17 protein-coding genes are annotated in these 19,080 nt (G+C 57.9%); 9 read left to right on the forward strand and 8 right to left on the reverse strand.

What is annotated here, in order from left to right; genetic code table 11:
* Positions 1–159 precede the first annotated feature (159 nt).
* The 3 genes from AC1MEA_RS02110 to AC1MEA_RS02120 all read right to left on the reverse strand — a co-directional run bounded on the left by AC1MEA_RS02110 (position 160) and on the right by AC1MEA_RS02120 (position 2,234).
* Positions 160–909 (reverse strand): fimbrial biogenesis chaperone, encoded by a 750-nt coding sequence (locus AC1MEA_RS02110; RefSeq protein WP_480916512.1) that lies wholly within the window; start codon positions 907–909, stop codon positions 160–162.
* A gap of 61 nt (positions 910–970) precedes the next feature.
* On the reverse strand, positions 971–1,552 hold the full coding sequence (locus AC1MEA_RS02115) for a fimbrial protein (RefSeq protein ID WP_449633026.1): 582 nt from the start codon (positions 1,550–1,552) through the stop codon (positions 971–973).
* 334 nt (positions 1,553–1,886) lie between these two features.
* A complete protein-coding gene (locus tag AC1MEA_RS02120; RefSeq protein WP_219060977.1) occupies positions 1,887–2,234 on the reverse strand; it encodes a hypothetical protein in 348 nt (115 codons plus the stop codon).
* Between the two features lie 389 nt (positions 2,235–2,623).
* On the opposite strand from AC1MEA_RS02120, the gene AC1MEA_RS02125 reads away from it, so the two are divergent.
* The 6 genes from AC1MEA_RS02125 to AC1MEA_RS02150 all read left to right on the forward strand — a co-directional run bounded on the left by AC1MEA_RS02125 (position 2,624) and on the right by AC1MEA_RS02150 (position 11,305).
* Positions 2,624–3,784, forward strand: a complete 1,161-nt coding sequence (locus AC1MEA_RS02125) for an efflux RND transporter periplasmic adaptor subunit (RefSeq protein WP_480916513.1) — start codon at positions 2,624–2,626, stop codon at positions 3,782–3,784.
* Positions 3,781–6,894 (forward strand): multidrug efflux RND transporter permease subunit, encoded by a 3,114-nt coding sequence (locus AC1MEA_RS02130; protein WP_480916514.1) that lies wholly within the window; start codon positions 3,781–3,783, stop codon positions 6,892–6,894. Before AC1MEA_RS02125 ends, AC1MEA_RS02130 begins: the two co-directional genes overlap by 4 nt.
* Before the next feature lie 10 nt (positions 6,895–6,904).
* Positions 6,905–7,582 (forward strand): heavy metal response regulator transcription factor, encoded by a 678-nt coding sequence (locus tag AC1MEA_RS02135; RefSeq protein ID WP_480916515.1) that lies wholly within the window; start codon positions 6,905–6,907, stop codon positions 7,580–7,582.
* Positions 7,572–8,936 (forward strand): heavy metal sensor histidine kinase, encoded by a 1,365-nt coding sequence (locus AC1MEA_RS02140; RefSeq protein ID WP_480916516.1) that lies wholly within the window; start codon positions 7,572–7,574, stop codon positions 8,934–8,936. The genes AC1MEA_RS02135 and AC1MEA_RS02140 overlap by 11 nt, the downstream gene beginning before the upstream one ends.
* Before the next feature lie 193 nt (positions 8,937–9,129).
* Positions 9,130–9,360: a hypothetical protein gene (locus tag AC1MEA_RS02145; RefSeq protein ID WP_219060972.1), complete on the forward strand. Its 231-nt coding sequence runs from the start codon at positions 9,130–9,132 to the stop codon at positions 9,358–9,360.
* Positions 9,361–9,775: 415 nt separating this feature from the next.
* The gene (locus tag AC1MEA_RS02150; RefSeq protein WP_480916517.1) at positions 9,776–11,305 is read left to right on the forward strand and encodes a sensor domain-containing diguanylate cyclase; all 1,530 of its coding nucleotides are present in this window, start codon (positions 9,776–9,778) and stop codon (positions 11,303–11,305) included.
* A gap of 63 nt (positions 11,306–11,368) precedes the next feature.
* Here AC1MEA_RS02150 and AC1MEA_RS02155 read toward each other — a convergent pair whose 3' ends face one another.
* The gene (locus AC1MEA_RS02155) at positions 11,369–11,842 is read right to left on the reverse strand and encodes a ferritin-like domain-containing protein (protein WP_480918090.1); all 474 of its coding nucleotides are present in this window, start codon (positions 11,840–11,842) and stop codon (positions 11,369–11,371) included.
* A gap of 221 nt (positions 11,843–12,063) precedes the next feature.
* On the opposite strand from AC1MEA_RS02155, the gene AC1MEA_RS02160 reads away from it, so the two are divergent.
* Positions 12,064–12,294 carry a DUF3820 family protein gene (locus tag AC1MEA_RS02160; RefSeq protein WP_219060970.1) on the forward strand — a complete coding sequence of 77 codons (231 nt, stop codon included), beginning with the start codon at positions 12,064–12,066 and terminating at the stop codon, positions 12,292–12,294.
* 26 nt (positions 12,295–12,320) lie between these two features.
* Positions 12,321–13,523, forward strand: a complete 1,203-nt coding sequence (locus AC1MEA_RS02165) for an aminotransferase class V-fold PLP-dependent enzyme (protein ID WP_480916519.1) — start codon at positions 12,321–12,323, stop codon at positions 13,521–13,523.
* A 71-nt stretch (positions 13,524–13,594) separates the two neighbouring features.
* Here the strand turns inward: AC1MEA_RS02165 and AC1MEA_RS02170 are convergent, their stop codons facing one another.
* From AC1MEA_RS02170 to zwf, 3 genes are read right to left on the reverse strand one after another with little or no spacing between them, the layout of a single operon-like run.
* Positions 13,595–14,269, reverse strand: a complete 675-nt coding sequence (locus AC1MEA_RS02170) for a bifunctional 4-hydroxy-2-oxoglutarate aldolase/2-dehydro-3-deoxy-phosphogluconate aldolase (protein WP_449633032.1) — start codon at positions 14,267–14,269, stop codon at positions 13,595–13,597.
* 17 nt (positions 14,270–14,286) lie between these two features.
* The gene (gene pgl / locus AC1MEA_RS02175) at positions 14,287–15,000 is read right to left on the reverse strand and encodes a 6-phosphogluconolactonase (protein ID WP_480916520.1); all 714 of its coding nucleotides are present in this window, start codon (positions 14,998–15,000) and stop codon (positions 14,287–14,289) included.
* Positions 14,987–16,456 (reverse strand): glucose-6-phosphate dehydrogenase, encoded by a 1,470-nt coding sequence (gene zwf, locus AC1MEA_RS02180; RefSeq protein ID WP_219060966.1) that lies wholly within the window; start codon positions 16,454–16,456, stop codon positions 14,987–14,989. Before zwf ends, pgl begins: the two co-directional genes overlap by 14 nt.
* Positions 16,457–16,695: 239 nt before the next feature.
* Here zwf and AC1MEA_RS02185 point away from each other — a divergent pair, with 239 nt between their 5' ends.
* Positions 16,696–17,556, forward strand: coding sequence for a MurR/RpiR family transcriptional regulator (locus AC1MEA_RS02185; RefSeq protein WP_219061299.1), 861 nt, complete (start codon positions 16,696–16,698; stop codon positions 17,554–17,556).
* Positions 17,557–17,707: 151 nt separating this feature from the next.
* Here AC1MEA_RS02185 and AC1MEA_RS02190 read toward each other — a convergent pair whose 3' ends face one another.
* Positions 17,708–19,072: a carbohydrate porin gene (locus AC1MEA_RS02190; protein ID WP_480916521.1), complete on the reverse strand. Its 1,365-nt coding sequence runs from the start codon at positions 19,070–19,072 to the stop codon at positions 17,708–17,710.
* Positions 19,073–19,080 lie beyond the last annotated feature (8 nt).

Consider the following 19,080-nt stretch of genomic DNA (forward strand, 5'->3'; position numbering starts at 1 on the left):
CCCTGGGTACTTCGGTTGAGCCGTTCCATGTGCTGTTATCACTCAATCCTTGGAGTACTGCCGCGCCGGAGAATCCTTTCGCGCAGGCGCAAAACTGCCGAGCCCGGGCAGGTGTCGCCACTCGGGTTACCCGGTGAATAAAAAGTTCTGGAGCGGTCGCTAGTGGACGCCGGTGTCGGTCTTGGCGACCTTGATCGCATTGACCGCCTCGCGGGCGATCTGCGTGGCCCTATAGGGCACTAGCCCACCGAAGTCATTGATGCTGGTGAAGCCAACGTTCAAGGGATGACCGCTGGCCGGCTTGGTAAGCGGCAGGTCCAGAGACTGTTTCTGTGCCAACATCAGGCTGTCCTTTTTCAGCACGTGAGTCGTACCCTCCAGGACGTCAATCCTGACCATGGACACGTAATAAGGCCCCGGATTGCTCACCTGCAACCTGTCGCCCTCCAACACACGCCATTGGAGTTTCTCCGCGGCCTGTGCCGGTTCGGCCCTTAACCCTTGAGGTCGAAAGAACACCTTGATGCGCTGACGAATAGCGATCTGCAAGGCGTTCTCTGCGGCGGCCTGAGGAATCTCCTGCACATTGAGCCAGAACACCGACTCGCGGTCCTGCGGCATGTCCACGCCCGCATACATGATGCGCAGCAACTGTTTACTGTCAGCCGGCATGCGGGCCAGCGCCGGGATAATCACAAATGGCAAATCGACAGTGCCCTGTGCGTCAGATTCAAGCCAGGACTGCAGGAGGATTTCTCCGCCACCGCTGTTATGCACGCCGAAACTGACTTCCTTGTCCTCGGCCGGGTAAATAACGCGGGTGGTGTTGAGTACGATGCCCGCCTGGGCACTGGCGCTCAGTGTCATCGCCAGCGAGAAGCAGGCGTAACGAATTGCGGTGTAAAACATGATGGCATTCACCTTGAGTCGAGGTGCGACGGGGTGAGTACGGCTCACCCCGCCAGTGGCTTTACTCGTAATCAAGTACGAAAGGCATGAACCCATCAGCGTTGCCTGGGTTGGTCGGGGTGCCGTTAAGCACGTAGACCGCTCCAAAATTCAGCTCTGCCGTCGCGCCGCTCGCACCATCCTTGATCAGCGGCTTATCGATCGTCTCGGTACCACTCAAGTCCATAAGCTGAGATTCAGCGTTGAGCAAGCCGATGCCGACACCGTCTGCCGCACCCGTGGTACGCAACAGCATGGAGTCATTGTTATCCAGACCGCTGCCAGAGCGTGCGATGAAGCGCATTTTCACCGTGTCGTATTGCTCGACGCCTGCGCTGCAATTGACCAGCAGCTGGACAGGTGTAGCGGTTTCCAGCTTGCTTGCGGTCGATGAACCAATATCCGAGAACGAAACGTTACCCAGATCAATATTGATATCGCCATTAGGACCGGCACCGACCCCAGCGCCCGGCCCGACGTTACAAGAGATGTTGGTCAGCGTGCCGTTGAACACCAGCTTCCCGTTATTTGCAGCGTTGGCCGAGCCTGCTGCGCCCAAACCCAAAGCACCCAGTACAGCCAGTGTGAGAGAGATTTTTTTCATGCTAACGACATTCCTTGCGTTCGTTCTGTATGCCCATCATTGGACGAACAGAACTATAACGGCACGGCGCATCATCCGATGTCAGGATAACCACATTACGAGTATGGATTTGGCAACAGGAAAAGCAGGCACTTTCTGTGGGAATATTCCTGATTATCGATAGGCGCCCGGAAACAGGGGCTTTCCGCGAAAAGAGCAAATGCAAAGTGTGAGCAAAGTTACGATTCACGTAATTTCAATACAGTGTTTGCATTGATCTAAAACTGTCACGCCCCCTTCAATCAGAAGAACAAAAACTGCATTTTTTTCCGGGGTTCCTCTCGCCGCCCACACACTACTGGTAGGTCAACGTAACCACCCCGACCCTGGACTCTTTGTCCAGAGACAACCCTGTACCCTCCACCGCACCTGAAGAGGAAAGCGCCGTGAATGCAGTATTGAATGGAATGACATCACCACTGCAGGCATTCCGATAAGTGTCCACGGCAAGGGTGATTTCCGATGTGACCCGAATCGGCTGCAGCGCCTTAAAATAGGGGCTTTCAGACAGTGGCTGGACCGCACATCCAGTATTGACCACCTGCCCGCTGAAGTGGATAACGCCACCGTTGGCTGATGCCCCGGCGCTGAAGGTAAACACCACGACCGAAAACAACATACACCTGACCGAGCTACCGTTCATTGCAGGACTCCGTGCGGCGTTTCACATCAATAAACAACGCTGAAAAAAAGAACTCACCCGGGTATTCAAAACTATAAGTAAGAACTTTCCTCGGGTTTCTTTCACCAACCTTTCAGCCGATCATATCAAACAGGCACCTGATGCCTATTATTTATTATCGTCAACGCTCATCTTTTCTTTAATAGACCGTCCGCGCGCGCAGACGCGCAGAACAGAGAGGCGAAGCCTGCCTACGGCGCTAGCTGTCCATTTTGTCAGTTAGCCGTCATTTTGCTGACCGGGTTGGCAGGCTATAAAGAAGGGGCTGACACTGACGATGACGAAAGCCTGCACCAGGCGCCTCCTCTCATCCCTGTCCTTCCCTTTGACTTGCCCGGCGCCTTCCCTGCATGCGTAAACAGATCCGAACCGCAATCGCCGCCAGCGCCATCGTTGTACTCATCGCGCTCACCAGCTGGAGCCTGACCCGTCCTGCCCCGGCAAAAGTATCGGCGCCGACGGCGATTCCGGTCCGGGTCATCAGCGTGCTCAAGGAGGATGTACCGCGCTACGTCACCGGCATCGGTTCCGTGCTCTCGCTGCACAGTGTCATCGTTCGCCCCCAAGTCGATGGCATCCTGACCAAACTGCTGGTCAAGGAAGGTCAGCAAGTCAAAGCCGGCGACCTGCTGGCGACCATCGATGACCGTTCGATTCGTGCGACGCTGGCTCAGGCTCAGGCTCAGTCGGGCCAAAGCCAGGCGCAACTGGACGTCGCCCAAATCGATCTGAAACGCTATCGCTTGCTGACAACGGACAACGGTATTTCCAAGCAGACGTTCGACCAGCAACAAGCGCTGGTCCATCAGCTTCAGGCCACCGTGTTGGGCAATCAGGCGTCTATCGAGGCCGCACAAGTGCAGTTGTCCTACACGCAGATACGCTCACCAGTGACTGGCCGCGTCGGTATTCGCAACGTCGATGAAGGCAACTTCCTGCGCGTCAGTGACGCTCAAGGCCTGTTCTCCGTGACCCAGATCGACCCGATTGCTGTCGAGTTTTCTTTGCCACAACAGATGCTCCCAACCTTGCAGGCGCTGGTCCACGGCAGCACGCCAGCGGCCGTCCAGGCCTACATCGGCAATACCGATAACGGCACATTGCTGGGCGTAGGTAAATTGACCCTGATCGATAATCAGGTGACTGCCAACACCGGCACCATTCGCGCCAAAGCCGAATTCAGCAACCCCACAGAGAAACTCTGGCCCGGCCAGTTGGTGACCATCAAAATCCAGACGGCCATTGACCGGGATGCGTTGAAGGTACCGCCACAAGTGGTCCAGCGTGGCGTTGATCAGCACTTCGCCTACCGCGTGAACGGCAACAAGGTCGAAGTGGTGCCGGTGCAAGTGGTGTATCAAGACAGTGAATTGACCCTGATCAAAGGTCCCAACGCCGGTGATGTACTGGTCAGCGACGGCCAGTCCCGGCTTAAACCCGGCGCCCGCGTGGAGGTACTCGCCGCACCGTCCATTGTCGGACCGGACACCGCGATGGAGACCGCACGATGAAAGGCCGAGGGTCGGTATCGGCGTGGTGCATTGATCATCCGGTCGCCACCTTGCTGCTGACGTTTGCAGCGGTGTTGCTGGGCCTGATCGCCTTCCCGCGCCTGCCTGTCGCGCCGTTGCCAGAGGCTGAGTTCCCGACTATCCAGGTCGCCGCCTCTCTGCCAGGCGCCAGCCCGGAAACCATGGCCTCCTCGGTCGCGACCCCGCTGGAGGTGCAGTTCAGCGCTATTCCCGGCATGACACAAATGACCTCAAGCAGCGCATTGGGTTCGACCAATCTGACGCTGCAATTCACCCTCGGCAAAAGCATCGACACCGCCGCCCAGGAAGTCCAGGCGGCCATCAACACCGCTGCGGGCAGGCTGCCCGCAGACATGCCCAACTTGCCGACCTGGCGCAAGGTCAACCCGGCCGACAGCCCGGTGTTGATCCTCAGCGTCAGCTCAAACCTGATGCCCGGCACCGAACTCAGTGACATCACCGAGTCCTTGCTCGCGCGCCAGCTCAGCCAGATCGACGGTGTCGGCCTGGTCAACATTACCGGGCAACAACGCCCCGCAATCCGGGTTCAGGCCGCGCCGGAGAAACTCGCGGCCTTGGGCCTGACCCTGGCCGACGTGCGCGTGGCGCTGCAACACACCAGCTTGAACCTGGCCAAAGGCGCGCTGTATGGCAAGGACAGTGTCTCGACGCTCTCTGCCAACGATCAGCTGTTCCAACCCGAGGATTACGCGCAACTGATTGTGTCCTACAAAGACGGCGCACCGGTTCACCTCAAAGATGTCGCAACGGTGATCAACGGTGCGGAGAACGCTTACGTCAAAGCCTGGTCCGGCGATCAACAGGGGGTCAACCTGGTGGTCTTCCGTCAGCCGGGGGCGAACATCGTCGAGACCGTGGATCGCATTCAGCGCGAGTTACCGCGCCTGCAGGAAATGCTCCCGGCGTCGGTGGAAGTGTCAGTGCTCAACGACCGGACCAAAACCATTCGTGCGTCGTTGCATGAAGTGGAAATGACCCTGCTGATCGCCGTGCTGCTGGTGGTCGCGGTCATGGCCCTGTTCCTGCGCCAGCTATCGGCAACCCTGATCGTCAGCAGCGTACTGGGCGTGTCGTTGGTGGCCAGTTTCGCGATGATGTACCTGTTCGGCTTCAGCCTGAACAACCTGACACTGGTGGCGATTGTCGTGGCCGTGGGGTTCGTGGTCGATGATGCGATTGTGGTGGTCGAGAACATTCACCGCCACCTCGAAGCAGGCGATGGCATGCGCGAAGCCGCGATCAAGGGCGCCGGGGAAATCGGCTTCACCGTGGTGTCGATCAGTTTCTCGCTGGTGGCCGCGTTCATCCCGCTGCTGTTCATGGGCGGCGTGGTCGGGCGGCTGTTCAAGGAGTTCGCCCTCACCGCCACCGCGACCATTCTGATTTCGGTAGTGGTCTCGCTGACCCTGGCGCCCACCCTCGCCGCCTTGTTCATGCGCGCCCCCAAGCATGATCCAGATGCCAAGCCGGGCTTCGGCGAGCGCTTATTGGCGCTGTACGAACGAGGTCTGCGCAAGGCACTGGCTCACCAGCGCGTGATGATGGGGATTTTCGGCATGACGCTGGTGCTGGCAGTCGCCGGTTATATCGTCATCCCCAAAGGCTTTTTCCCGGTCCAGGACACCGCTTTCGTGCTCGGCACCAGCGAAGCCGCCGCCGATATTTCCTACCCTGACATGGTCGAGAAACACTTGGCGATGGCCAAAATCGTCGGAGAAGACCCGGCGGTCCAGGCATTTTCTCATTCGGTGGGGGTGACCGGCAGCAACCAGACCATCGCCAACGGACGTTTCTGGATTGCCCTCAAAGACCGCAGCGATCGCGACGTATCGGTCAGCGAGTTCATCGACCGCATACGGCCGAAACTGGCAACAGTGCCAGGCATCGTCCTGTACCTGCGCGCCGGGCAAGACATCAACCTCAGCTCCGGCCCGAGTCGAAGCCAATACCAGTACGTGCTCAAGAGCAATGACGGTCAGCTCCTCAATACCTGGACCCAGCGCCTGACCGAGAAGCTCCGGGAAAACCCGGCCTTCCGTGACCTGTCCAACGACCTGCAACTGGGTGGCAGCATCACCCACATCAGCATCGACCGCAGCGCCGCAGCCCGCTTTGGCCTGACCACCAGTGACGTCGACCAGGCGCTGTACGATGCGTTCGGCCAACGGCAGATCAGCGAATACCAGACCGACATCAACCAGTACAAGGTCATCCTCGAACTCGATACCGAGCAACGCGGCAAGGCCGAGAGCCTGAATTATTTCTATCTGCGCTCACCGCTCAGTGGCGAAATGGTCCCGCTGTCGGCTCTGGCCAAGGTCGACCCACCGAGCGTTGGTCCCCTGTCCATCAGCCATGACGGCATGTTCCCGGCCGCCAATCTGTCCTTCAACCTCGCCCCCGGCGTGGCGCTGGGCGATGCGGTGCTGATGCTCGACAAGGCCAAGAGCGACATCGCCATGCCTGCAGCAATCATCGGCTCGTTCCAGGGGGCGGCGCAGGCGTTCCAGAGCTCATTGGCCAACCAGCCGTGGCTGGTCCTGGCAGCTCTGGTGGCGGTGTACATCATCCTTGGTGTGCTGTATGAAAGCTTCGTCCACCCCCTGACCATCATCTCGACCCTGCCCTCCGCAGGGATCGGCGCACTGTTGCTGCTCTGGCTGCTGGGCCAGGACTTCTCGATCATGGCGCTTATCGGCATCGTGCTGCTGATCGGTATCGTCAAGAAAAACGGTATCCTGTTGGTCGATTTCGCCCTGGATGCCCAGCGCAATCGAGGGCTCAGCCCACAAGACGCTATTTATGAAGCCTGCCTGACGCGCTTCCGACCGATCATCATGACCACGCTCGCGGCCCTGCTCGGCGCCTTGCCGCTGATGCTCGGTTACGGCGTCGGCGCGGAGTTACGCCAACCTTTGGGGATTGCGGTGGTCGGAGGGTTAGTCGTCAGCCAAGCGTTGACTCTGTTCACCACGCCGGTGATCTACCTGCAGCTAGAGCGGCTGTTCCATCGGCGCCCGCCACACCCTGCGCCTGACCCCGCAACGGCTCTGGCCATAGACAAGTGAGTGTCGCCCCATGCGTGTGCTGATTATCGAAGATGAAGAGAAAACCGCCGACTACCTGCACCGGGGCTTGACCGAACAGGGCTACACCGTGGATCTGGCGCGCGATGGCATCGAGGGCCTGCACCTGGGGCTGGAAAGTGACTACGCGGTGATCATCCTCGACGTCATGCTGCCGGGCCTGGACGGCTTCGGGGTGTTACGTGCCCTGCGCGCGCGAAAGCAGACACCGGTGATCATGCTCACCGCTCGCGAAAACGTCGACGACCGCATTCGCGGCTTACGCGAAGGCGCGGACGATTACCTGGGCAAACCCTTCTCTTTTCTCGAACTGGTCGCACGCCTGCAAGCGTTGACCCGACGCAGTAGCGGCCATGAGCCGGTGCAGATCAGCATCGCCGACCTCTGGATCGACCTGATCAGCCGCAAGGCCACACGCGCCGGGATGCGCCTGGACCTGACCGCCAAGGAGTTTTCCCTGCTCAGCGTGCTGGCTCGCCGCCAAGGTCAGATCCTCTCGAAAACCTCAATTGCCGAGATGGTCTGGGATATCAATTTCGACAGCGATGCGAACGTCGTCGAAGTCGCGATCAAACGCCTGCGCGCCAAACTGGATGGGCCGTTCGAGCAGAAACTGCTGCACACCATTCGCGGCATGGGCTATGTGCTGGAGAACCGCATTGGCAACTAATTCCATCGCCCTGCGCCTGAGCAGCCTGTTTGCGCTGGTCGCGATGCTGGTGTTTCTGCTGATCGGCTGGGCCCTTTACCTGCAAGTCGAAAAAGGCCTGGGCCAGTTGCCCGCCGCCGAGGTGGAAGCGCGTTACAGCGTGCTCGAATCCGCCGTTACCCGATTTGGCACACCCGAGCATTGGGCGAAGATCAGCGCCAAACTCAAACTGCTCAGCGAAGAAGACAAACGCATACGCTTCTGGGTCGTCAGCGACAACCCGGCCTATGAATTCGGAAACCCGGATGCCGCAATCCGCCAGTTCGCCAAGGGCCCGCCGGGCATGCGCGACATGGCACTGGCCGGCCATGAGTTCCCGTTCAAAGTACTGGTCAGCCAGTTCCCGGCACAGGATCAACGCCCGCCACTACGGTTTTTGATTGCAATCGATACCGAAACTTTCTGGCAGACCCAGCACTCGCTCCTGATCGCCTTGATCGGCCTGGCGGCCGCCGGCATCGTGCTCGCGTCAGTGCTGGGTTACTGGGTCGCGCGCATTGGTTTGAAACCCTTGGTCAGCCTATCGCTGGAAGCCCGGAAACTGGCGCCCCCACGCCTGTCTGGCCGCCTGCAATTGTCGTCCCTACCGCCTGAACTGGACCAGTTCGTCAGCTCATTCAATTCGACGCTGGAGCGAGTCGAGCAAGCCTACTCAAGGCTCGAATCCTTCAACGCCGATGTCGCCCATGAACTGCGCTCGCCGCTGACCAACCTGATCGGTCAAACTCAAGTGGCGCTGACCCGTGGACGCTCCGCCGAGCATTACTTCGAAGTGTTGCAATCCAACCTGGAAGAGCTTGAGCGATTGAGGTCGATCATCAACGACATGCTGTTTCTGGCCAGCGCCGACCAAGGCAGCAAGGCCACCGAATTGACGTCCACCTCACTGGCCAAAGAAGTCGCCACCGCCCTTGATTATCTGGACTTCATCCTCGAAGACGCCCACGTGCGGGTCGAGGTCCAGGGTGACGCCAGTGTGCGTATCGAAAAAGCCCACCTGCGGCGGGCGCTGATCAACCTGCTGCACAACGCCGTGCAACACACCGAACCAGGGCAAGTGATCCGGGTCGACATCCAGGCCCAGGACGACCATGTCAGCATTGGCGTGGCCAACCCCGGCGCAGAAATAGCCAGCGAACACCTGCCCATGCTTTTTGAACGCTTCTATCGCGTCGACGCCTCACGCAGCAACAGCGGCGCCAACCACGGGTTGGGTCTGGCCATCGTCAAAGCCATCGCCCTGATGCACGGAGGGACCGTTTTCGTGCACAGCCAGCAAGGCGTCAACACCTTCGGCATCAACCTTCCGCGCTGAAGCATTGCCCCCCTCATTACAGGCGCGCCGGCTCCCGCAAACTTGCCATCCCCGCTGACACGTTAAAATTCGTGCCGCACTTTGTTACCAGAATGACAAAAGTCCTTTGAGTACATGCCTCTTTTTCGAACTTCGTCTGACCTATATTTTTGTCGCACTTAATTAGCACTTGCCTAGCAAGAAGGTCTCAAAAATGTCCACCAGTATGGGTATTGCCAGCGTTTTCGTATTGTCTTCGTTCCTGTTGTCCGGTCAGGCGTCTGCAGAAGAGTCGCAGTCCTTTGTTTCACAGAAAGCCGCACGTCAGGCGTCTGTTGAACAAGCCCAAACCCGAGCAGAAATGACCGCAAAGACACCGAACAACGAGCAATCTCTGGAAAAGTCGGTAGATCGCGGTACTTCCGATAACGCCCAAAAGGGCTGATCGACTGTAAAAAAGTTTCCCTCGACAGTCGATCAAATGCCCCATTTGATCGACCGTTCTTTAAAAGCCACTGCTATCAGTGGCTTTTTTTTTGCGTACAATTTTGCGCTGTGATCGCTCTACGTCGGACATCTTCGGGCCCACCGATTCCCTTCCCCGGGCTCGCCAGCCCACCTGAATCCCGTCCCGCCCTCTGAACAGGATGAGCGTTCAGCTCAAAGACTGATCGTACGTACCATCAAGACATGTCAGACTTGTAACAATTATTAGAGTAAACGTTGATACCAACCCTAAGATGCAAGGTGTTAAATACGTTCTACTCAGGTGTCGAAAAATCCTTACTTAAACTAATTATTGTCTTTTAAATCAGTACGTTAAATTATTTCCAGCGTTTTATTTCCATAGAATTCCGGTCATGAACCCAACCTTTACATTGCACGCAACACCAGGAAAGTGGTCCAGACCCGAAATCATCCTGATTTTCGGCAGCACCTTTGCGGTGCTCGCTATTCTTGTGATCGTCACATCGCTGCTGTTTCGCGAACGCGACAGCGCGACAGAAATTGCCGCCCGCGCGGCGTCCAATATCGTGCAGTTGATCGATGCCGACGTGCAGCGCAACGCCGAGCTGTACGACACATCCATTCAAGGCATGATTGCCGCCTGGCAGCTTCCGGGGATCATGGCCATCCCGCCACAGATGCGTCATCTGATGCTGTTCGACCGTTCCACGGCTGCGCCCTACAAAGGTGATTTGCTGTTATTGGACAAGAATGGCGACATTCTTGCCGACTCTACTTCGCTTGTCCCCAGAACCGGCAACTTTGCTGACCGCACTCACTTCCGGGCGCACCGGGATAACCCATCGCTGGGTCTGCTGGTCAGCGATCCGTTCAAGATGCGCCTAGGCGACCCGGACTGGTGCATCAGCTTCAGTCGCCGCGTGTCTTCACCCGAAGGCGAATTTCTTGGCATCGCCTCGGGGGCGATGCGGCTGCTGTATTTCAATGAGCTGTTCAAAGGCCTGAATATCGGCAAGGACAGCAACGTGAACCTGCTCAATACCCACGGCATCATGCTGGCGCGACAACCGGTGCTGGATGGCAAGAACCTGACCGGGGAGGATTTCAGTCAGAAAGCCAACTTCAAGCGCTCTCTCAAAGAAGGCAGTGGTCACTTTACCAGTGTGTCCTCGCTGGACAACAAAGAGCGTCTGTACACCTTTTCGCGAGTCGGCGATTTGCCGCTGATCGTGGTCGTTGGTCAATCAGTGGAAGAGGTGTATGCCGCCTGGAAGCGCACGACCTTATTGGTGGGCAGCGCTACCAGTATCTTGTGTTTCGGCATTTTATGGCTGACGTTTCTGCTGCGCCGCGAACTGCGTTTGCGCCAGCGTGCCGAACATGGCTTGGCCCACTTGGCTGCGACCGACGGTTTGACCGGCCTGGCCAATCGTCGCCGGCTCGATCAGGTACTGAAAACCGAATGGGCGCGAGGGTTACGTTCAGGGCAGCCCCTGTCGCTGCTGATGATTGATGTCGACAACTTCAAGACGTTCAACGACCGCCACGGTCATCATGGTGGCGACGAGGCCCTGCGTACGGTGGCGGCGACTATTCTTGGCCGTATTCGCCGCCCTGGAGACCTTGCGGCGCGTTATGGCGGCGAAGAGTTTTCCGTGGTACTGGCCGACACACCGCTCGAAGGCGCGCAGGTCATTGCCGAAGCCATCAGGGCTGCGATCGAGGCCCTGCCGCGCTTTGCCAATGACGAACACGCCATCACCGTCAGCATCGGCGTCGTCTCTCATGTGATGCGCCCCGGCGACACACTGAGCACCTTGACCCGCATTGCCGATCAGGCGCTGTATCAAGCCAAACGCAAAGGTCGCAATCGTGTGGAGTGTGGATCATGGACCTCCCATCGCGACCCTCTTGTCACTTGAGTTGCAGATTGCGCCACGCATAAAAAACGCCAGACGAGCTGGCGTTTTCTGCAAAGCGTTCAATCAGCTTTTTTGTATGTGAGCGGTATCACGCATGGCTTTGACCTGATCGTGGTTACGCTGTGCACCGTCAAGCTGCTTCTGAACCAATGCGATAACGTTCGTTGGCAGATTCTTTTCACGGGCTTTTTCAAGCGCTTTTCTGTAAGCCTTGAGCGCAGTGTCTTCACCACGCTCTACCTCACTCAGAATCGCCTCATCGCTTTTACCGGTCACCACCGACTTCAGATCGACCCAGGCGCGGTGCAGCGAACCCACGATGCTTGAAGACGTTTCAGGATCCCCGCCCAGAACACGAACCTCAGCCTGGAGCTCCCGAACGGCTGTGGCGCACTCTTGTGACCGGCTGATAAAAAAGCTCTTTACCGTCGGATTTTTGATGTCTTCGGCGCTGGTATGAAAGCCTTTTTCGCCATCCTTACTGGTTTCAATCAGATCATTGAGCAGTGAAATGGCTTCTTTATTAATGTCTGTCATTTTTTCCAACTCCTTATCGGTTAGTGGATGACAGTTGAAAAAGCAGTCTTCATGCCACATTCTATTTTCTTTAAATACCTTTACATTTCAACAAGTTGATTTACACAAGAGACAGATCAATCGTTCTTTCTGCAAGAACTGTCGTTTGGCCTGCATGCAGAATGCACGTATCTTGAAGGCTGCCTGCACATCCGACGTGCCCCCCATTGAATGGCCTGGACATGAATCCCGAAAAGCTTGAACTGCTGGTCACCCGCGAAATGCCGTATGGCAAATACAAGGGCCGGCTCATTGCCGATTTACCGGGGCAGTACCTGAACTGGTTCGCTCGGGAAGGTTTCCCCTCGGGTGAGTTAGGCAGCCTGTTGGCGTTGATGCACGAGATCGACCATAACGGTTTGTCCGAACTGCTTGACCCACTGCGCAAACGCCAACGCCCGTTCCGCCCCTGACAGTTCAAACGCCAAGCGAGCTCATAATGCCGACTGATCAACATGCCGCCACCGCTCTGGACTGCGCCCGCGATGAAGCCTTCTGGCAGCGCGTCGCCTCACGCTATGAGGTTGAGCCTGGCCCGATCAACCTGGAAAATGGTTATTTTGGCCGCATGACCCGGACGGTGGTCGAGGACTATCAACGCCAGATCGCCTACGTCAACCGCTGCAACTCAGTGTACGTGCGGTATCAGTTCGATCAGGTCGACAGCGTGCGCATTCGCGACCAATTAGCGGCAATGCTCCAGGTGCCCGCAGACGAGATCGCAATCACCCGCTGCGCATCCGAATCCCTGCAATCATTGATTCGCAACTACTCGGCCCTGCAACCCGGCGATCAGGTGTTGGTCAGTGATCTGGATTACCACAGTGTGCAGAACGCCATGCGCTGGCTAGCGAAAAACCGTGGCGTGGAGGTGATCGAAATACAGCACCCACACCCCGCCAGTTACGAAAGCCTGCTCGACAGCTACCGTACGGCCTTCGAGCGTTATCCCCGCTTGAAATTAATGGCGCTGACCCAGGTTACCCACCGCACCGGCCTGGTGATGCCGGTGCAAGCGATTGCCGCGCTGGCCAAGGCCCACGGCATTGACGTGATCCTTGATGGCGTGCATGCCCTTGGGCATCTCGATTTCAAACTGGATGAACTGGGCGTGGTTTTTGCCGGGTTCAATCTGCAAAAGTGGATCGGTGCACCCCTGAGCCTGGGCTTTATCTACATCACTAAAGGACGCTTGGCGGACATTGACCCGGACATGGACGACAACCGATTTCCAACCGATGACATTCGCTCGCGCGCGCCCTGTGGCACGCCCAATATTCCGGCGTTTCTGACCCTGCCGCAGGTATTCGATGAGCATGTGGCGATGGGCGGTGCCGTCGTAAAAGGCGCACGCCTGAAATACTTGCGCGACCTGTGGGTCAAGCCTGCAAGAGAGTTTTCGGGGATTGAGATTTTGACGCCGGATGATCCCCGTCTGTATTGCGGGATTACGGCATTTCGCTTCACCCGCCAAGCGGATCAGCAGCGGATGGTCGAACGTTTACTGGAGGAGTACAACCTGTTCACAGTGGCACCCGTCGGCGCTGCGTGCGGGCCGTGCATCCGTATCACACCGGGCTTTACCACATCGGTCGCGGAGATCGAAACACTGGTACGGGCACTGCGTGAACTGAGCCAGTAACCTAAAAACACGGTGCACCCGACCAAGGCGCACCGTGAAAAGCCAAGCAACAACAACCAACAACCTATCTGTCAGTCAAACAGCGCCAGCGCTTCAACACTGGCCGCTTCAATCCGTGCCCACTCGCCATTCTTGATCCAGGCGTTGTCGAGCATCCACGAGCCGCCCACGCACATCACGTTCGGCTGCGCCATGTAGCTCTTCAGGTTGTCTGGATTAACGCCACCGGTAGGGCAGAATCGCACTTCGCCGAACGGGCCGCCGAGGGCTTTGATTGCTGCTACGCCGCCGCTGATTTCCGCCGGGAACAATTTGAAACGACGGTAACCCAGGGCATAGCCCATCATGATCTCCGAGGCGCTACTGATCCCCGGCAACATCGGCAGCGGGCTGTCGACGCCAGCCTGGAGCAGCTCGGGCGTGCACCCGGGGGTGACGATGAATTGCGCGCCCGCCGCTTCAGCGTCCGCCAGCATCTGCCGGTCAAGGATGGTGCCGGCACCGACGCACAGCTCGGGGCGTTGTTCGCGCAGGATGCGAATCGCGGTCAGGCCGAATGCCGAGCGCAGGGTCACTTCCAGCGTGGTCAATCCACCGGCGGCCAGCGCATCGGCCAGGGGCAGAATGTCTTGTTCGCGGGCAATGGTTATCACCGGCAAAATCTTCGCCTTGGCGCAGAGTTCGTCGATTTGGACAATCTTGTTCGCCATGCTGTTCAGCGGCAGGTTTTTTTCGATTGTTTTCATGGCGGCTGATCCTTTGCTCATGGGCACCAGTAAATCTCTAAGGAGGCATTCAGAAAGGCACGGATGGGCATTTGGGCGAGATCATCACCCGCCACTGCCGTGCGTAACGTATCGAGTTTGGCCTGCCCGGAAATGGACAGGATCTGCAGACGGGCAGACGCCAGCAACTGAAGCGTGAGGGTCAGGCGCTGGCGTGGCACCGTCGGCGCCAGCATGGGCAAGCAACGACGCTGCCCATCGAGGCGCAACGCTTCGCTGAGGTTCGGGCTCTTGGGAAACAGCGACGCAGTGTGACCGTCATCCCCCATGCCCAGCACCAATACATCAATCGGTGGCAACTCAGCCAAGGCTTGATCGGCCTCTTGTGCCGCCTCATCCAGGGTTGGCGTTGCGCGGTACAGCCCAATAAAACGGGCTTTAGCCGCCGGTCCCTGAAGCAAGTAGCGCTTCAACAGGCCTGCATTGCTGTCGGCATGCTCGACCGGCACCCAGCGTTCGTCCGCCAGGCTCACCACCACCTTGGACCAGTCCAGCGGCTGCTGCGCCAGGCTTTGGAAAAATGCCACCGGACTGCGCCCGCCGGACACCACCAGGGTTGCCACGCCATGCGCGCTGATGGCGCTGCGCAATTGCTCAGCCACCGCCGTCGCCAGCTCACTGGCCAACAGCGCCGGATTGGCAAACGTGTGAGCGACTATGCCCGCAGGCAGTTCAACTTTAGATATCCCCATACCAGGACCTCCCGTCACGAGTAATCAGTGCAATGGAGCTCATCGGCCCCCACGACCCAGCCGCGTAAGGCTTGGGTGCATCGCCGGCCTTTTTCCAGCCCGCGATCAGTTGGTCGCACCATTGCCATGCATACTCAATTTCATCTTTACGGACAAACAGGTTCTGATTGCCACGCATGACTTCCAGCAACAACCGTTCGTAGGCATCGGGGATCCGTGCGCTTTGATAGGTGTCTGAAAAATTCAACTGCAAAGGGCCGCTGCGCAACTGCATGCCTTTGTCCAGGCCTTGATCCTTGGTCATCACCTGCAAGGAAATGCCTTCATCAGGCTGTAGGCGAATGATCAACCGGTTGCTGATCTGCAAGCGCTGCTCGGGGGCGAAGATGTAGTGCGGCGGCTCTTTGAAATGGATCACGATCTGCGACAGCTTTTGCGGCATGCGCTTGCCGGTACGCAGGTAGAACGGCACGCCCGACCAGCGCCAGTTGCGAATGTCGGCACGCAGCGCAACGAAGGTTTCGGTATCGCTCTGGGTATTGGAGTTTTCTTCCTCCAGGTAGCCCGGCACCGGTTTACCTTCGCTGTAACCGGCAATGTACTGACCACGCACCACCTGCGTCGCAAGGCGTTCAGGGGTGAACGGCGCCAGGGCTTTAAGCACCTTGACCTTCTCGTCGCGAATACTGTCGGCGGACAGGTCGCTCGGCGGGTCCATGGCGATCAGGCAAAGCAGTTGCAGCAAGTGATTCTGGATCATGTCGCGCAGTTGCCCGGCCTGATCGAAGTAACCCCAACGGCCTTCGATGCCGACCTGTTCGGCGACCGTGATTTCAACGTGGGAAATGTGGTTCTGATTCCACTGGGTCTCGAACAGGCTGTTGGCAAACCGCAGGGCGATCAGGTTCTGTACGGTTTCCTTGCCCAGATAGTGGTCGATTCGATAGACGCGGTTTTCCGGAAAGAACTGCGCGACCGCATCGTTGACCCGGCGCGAAGAGGCCAGGTCGTGGCCGATGGGTTTTTCCAGTACGGCACGCGTGCGCTCGGTCAGGTTGACCGACGCGAGGTTCTCGCAGATCGCGCCATACACCGAAGCCGGGGTAGCAAAATAGGCGATCAAGCGCTCGGCGTCGCCCACACGATCAGCCAGTGCGACATAATCCTCGGCCTTGAGAAAGTCCACATGCAGGTAACTCAGGCGCGCCTGAAAACGCTGCACATGCTCATCTTCAAGCTCGGCCTCGGGTACGAATCGGCGCAGACTGCTGTCTATGTAAGCCAGATGCTGCTGTTCACTGCCGGACTCACGCGCCAAAGCAAAAATACGGGTATCGGCATGCAACAACCCAGCGCGGTCAAGCTGGTACAAAGCCGGAAACAGCTTGCGCACTGCCAGGTCGCCTAACGCGCCAAACAAGGCAAAGGTGCACGATTCAACCGTTATCAGGGGCATAATGTTTGTTCTTTTATCAAGTTAGGCTACAAATACCTTTTTTAAAGGCAGTATTCAAGATCAAATGTAGTAATAACCACAACATTTCGTCTAAAACCAGATTCCGATGGTGATCGACGAGGGCCATCAGTACGATAGGCCACCTTTACCAGCGTCTGTAAGACTCTCGATGACAGGCACTGCCAGGGTGTGTACGAATCAGCCTGTTGCCTGCTCGACAAGGATATAAAATGGACCGCATGCGCAACCTCCTGGAGCATATCCAGGGCCGTCTCGACGAATTGAACAAGGCTGAGCGCAAGGTCGCCGAGGTGATCCTGCTCAACCCACAGCAAGCGACGCGCTTGAGTATCGCCGCGCTCGCCCAGGCCGCCAAGGTCAGCGAGCCCACGGTCAACCGCTTCTGCCGCTCGTTCGGGGTCAGCGGTTATCCCGAGCTCAAGTTGCAGCTGGCGCAAAGCCTGGCCAGTGGTGCGGCGTATGTAAGCCGCGCCGTGGAGGCCGACGACAACCCCGAAGACTACACCCGGAAAATCTTCGGCAGCGCCATTGCCTCGCTGGACAGCGCCCTTCAGCAACTCGATCCGAACCTGATCAGCAAAGCCGTGGATCTATTGATTCAGGCACGGCAGATCCATTTTTTCGGCCTCGGCGCTTCGGCCCCGGTGGCGATGGATGCGCAACACAAATTCTTCCGTTTCAACCTCGCGGTGACCGCGCACGTTGACGTGCTGATGCAACGCATGATCGCTTCGGTCGCACATACCGGCGAGTTGTTTGTGATCATTTCCTATACCGGTCGCACCCGCGAACTGGTGGAAGTGGCCCGCATTGCCCGCGAAAACGGCGCCTCGGTTCTGGGGCTTACCGCCGAGGGATCGCCACTGGCCAAGGCCAGCACCCTGAGCTTGAATATTCCGCTCCCCGAAGACACCGACATCTATATGCCGATGACCTCGCGGATCATCCAGCTCACCGTGCTCGACGTATTGGCCACCGGCATGACCCTGCGCCGGGGCGTGGATTTCCAGCCGCATTTGCGCAAAATCAAGGAAAGCCTCAACGCCAGCCGGTATCCGATTGACGATGATTTGATTTAAGACCTGGGCGCCCTCGGGCACACCGCATCGAGCCAGCCCTTCTGCGCCAAACGACTCAAAAAAAAGCGGGCAGCCAGGCTGCCCGCAAAGCACACACATACCTTGATCACTGAAAGCGCGTCTTAAAGCCTTGATTAGCGCTAAAGCCCGCTTAGAACTTCGACTGAATCTTCAAACCCGCAACCAGCGCATCGTCAACCTGATCGACGCCACCAGGGTGTTTGATGAATTGCAGGTTGGGACGCACGGTCAGCCAATTGGTGACGTGGAAGCCGTAGTAAATCTCGGCGTTGTATTCAGTGCTCTGCACCGGCAGATAGTTCGGGTTGTCGTAATCGTCGATCCCGCTGATTTGGTTAACCAGGCGTGCACGGTCTTGCGCATCGTCATTGACGTGGATCCGAGCGATACCCACACCCATGTCATCTTTTGGACGCCCATTGAACGGACCTTTGTAGGTCAGGCCGATCTGCTGGTAGTTATCGATGTAGTTGGTGGCCTTGTCATGCACGGTTGCGTTGGCGAACGCACTCAAGCCACGGGCAGCATCGCCGTTGTGGGTGGTGAGTTGCTGCTGAGCCACGACCCACCAGCCATGTTTGCTGCTGTGCGACTGGTATTCCCCGCCCGGGGTGAGTGGCTGCGCCTGACCGTCGGCGCCTTTGTATACGTCGTCGGCTTTGGCGGTGCTGTAGTAGTAACCAAGACGGTATTCGCCCGGCAGGTCGTTGACCTTCGGCGACCAGACCAGCTCGGTGGGGATGATCATGCCTTTGGTGCCGCTGCCGCTGAGCTTGAAGCCGTTACCGGTTTCCAGGTTGGACGGGTTCTGCTCGAACGCGCCGACCTGTGCGTAGAACTCAGGCGTGATGTTGTACTTAACGCGCAACGCCCACTGGCTGACGGGCCAGTTGTACCAGATGCTGCCGACCCAGTTACCCACTTGCGAGCCGCAGAACGCAAGGTTCTGGAAGTCGCACGGGAAGCTGTTGAAGTCTTCGCCCGGCCCGAAACGACCGGCTTTAACATCCAGTGCGCCGTCAAAATATTTCTGCTTGGCCCACATTTGCGTCAGGCGCCAGGTCTGACCGCGGCCCCAGACTTCCTGTGACGAACTGAAGGTGCCAGCACGCGGATCGCCGATGCGGTCATTGGAGATGTTGCGGCCACTGCGCTCGGTGATCGCCAGTTTGAATTCAGCGTCATGCCAGCCGAGGATTTTTTGCAGATCCAGGTCCACGCCCAGAGCGAACTGGTCCGCGTAGCGTGCGGTCTTGTCGTTGTTGTAGCCGCCGTGCAAGTTGCTGCCGACTTCCCCTACGTACTCAAGTGAAAAGTCATATCCCTTGTTCAGCAACTCGGTACGCGTGCCACCCCAGTCGCCCGACATCCACTGCGAGTTCGGATCAAAAGCTTCAGCTGCGTGCACGCTTCCAGCCAGGCTTAATGCACCCAAAACAGACAGCGTGCTAATCAGCTTGAATTGGGTAAGCGATTTGGCTTCTTTATGATTCATCCCTTAAA

This window comes from Pseudomonas sp. ASL8 (assembly GCF_056680355.1).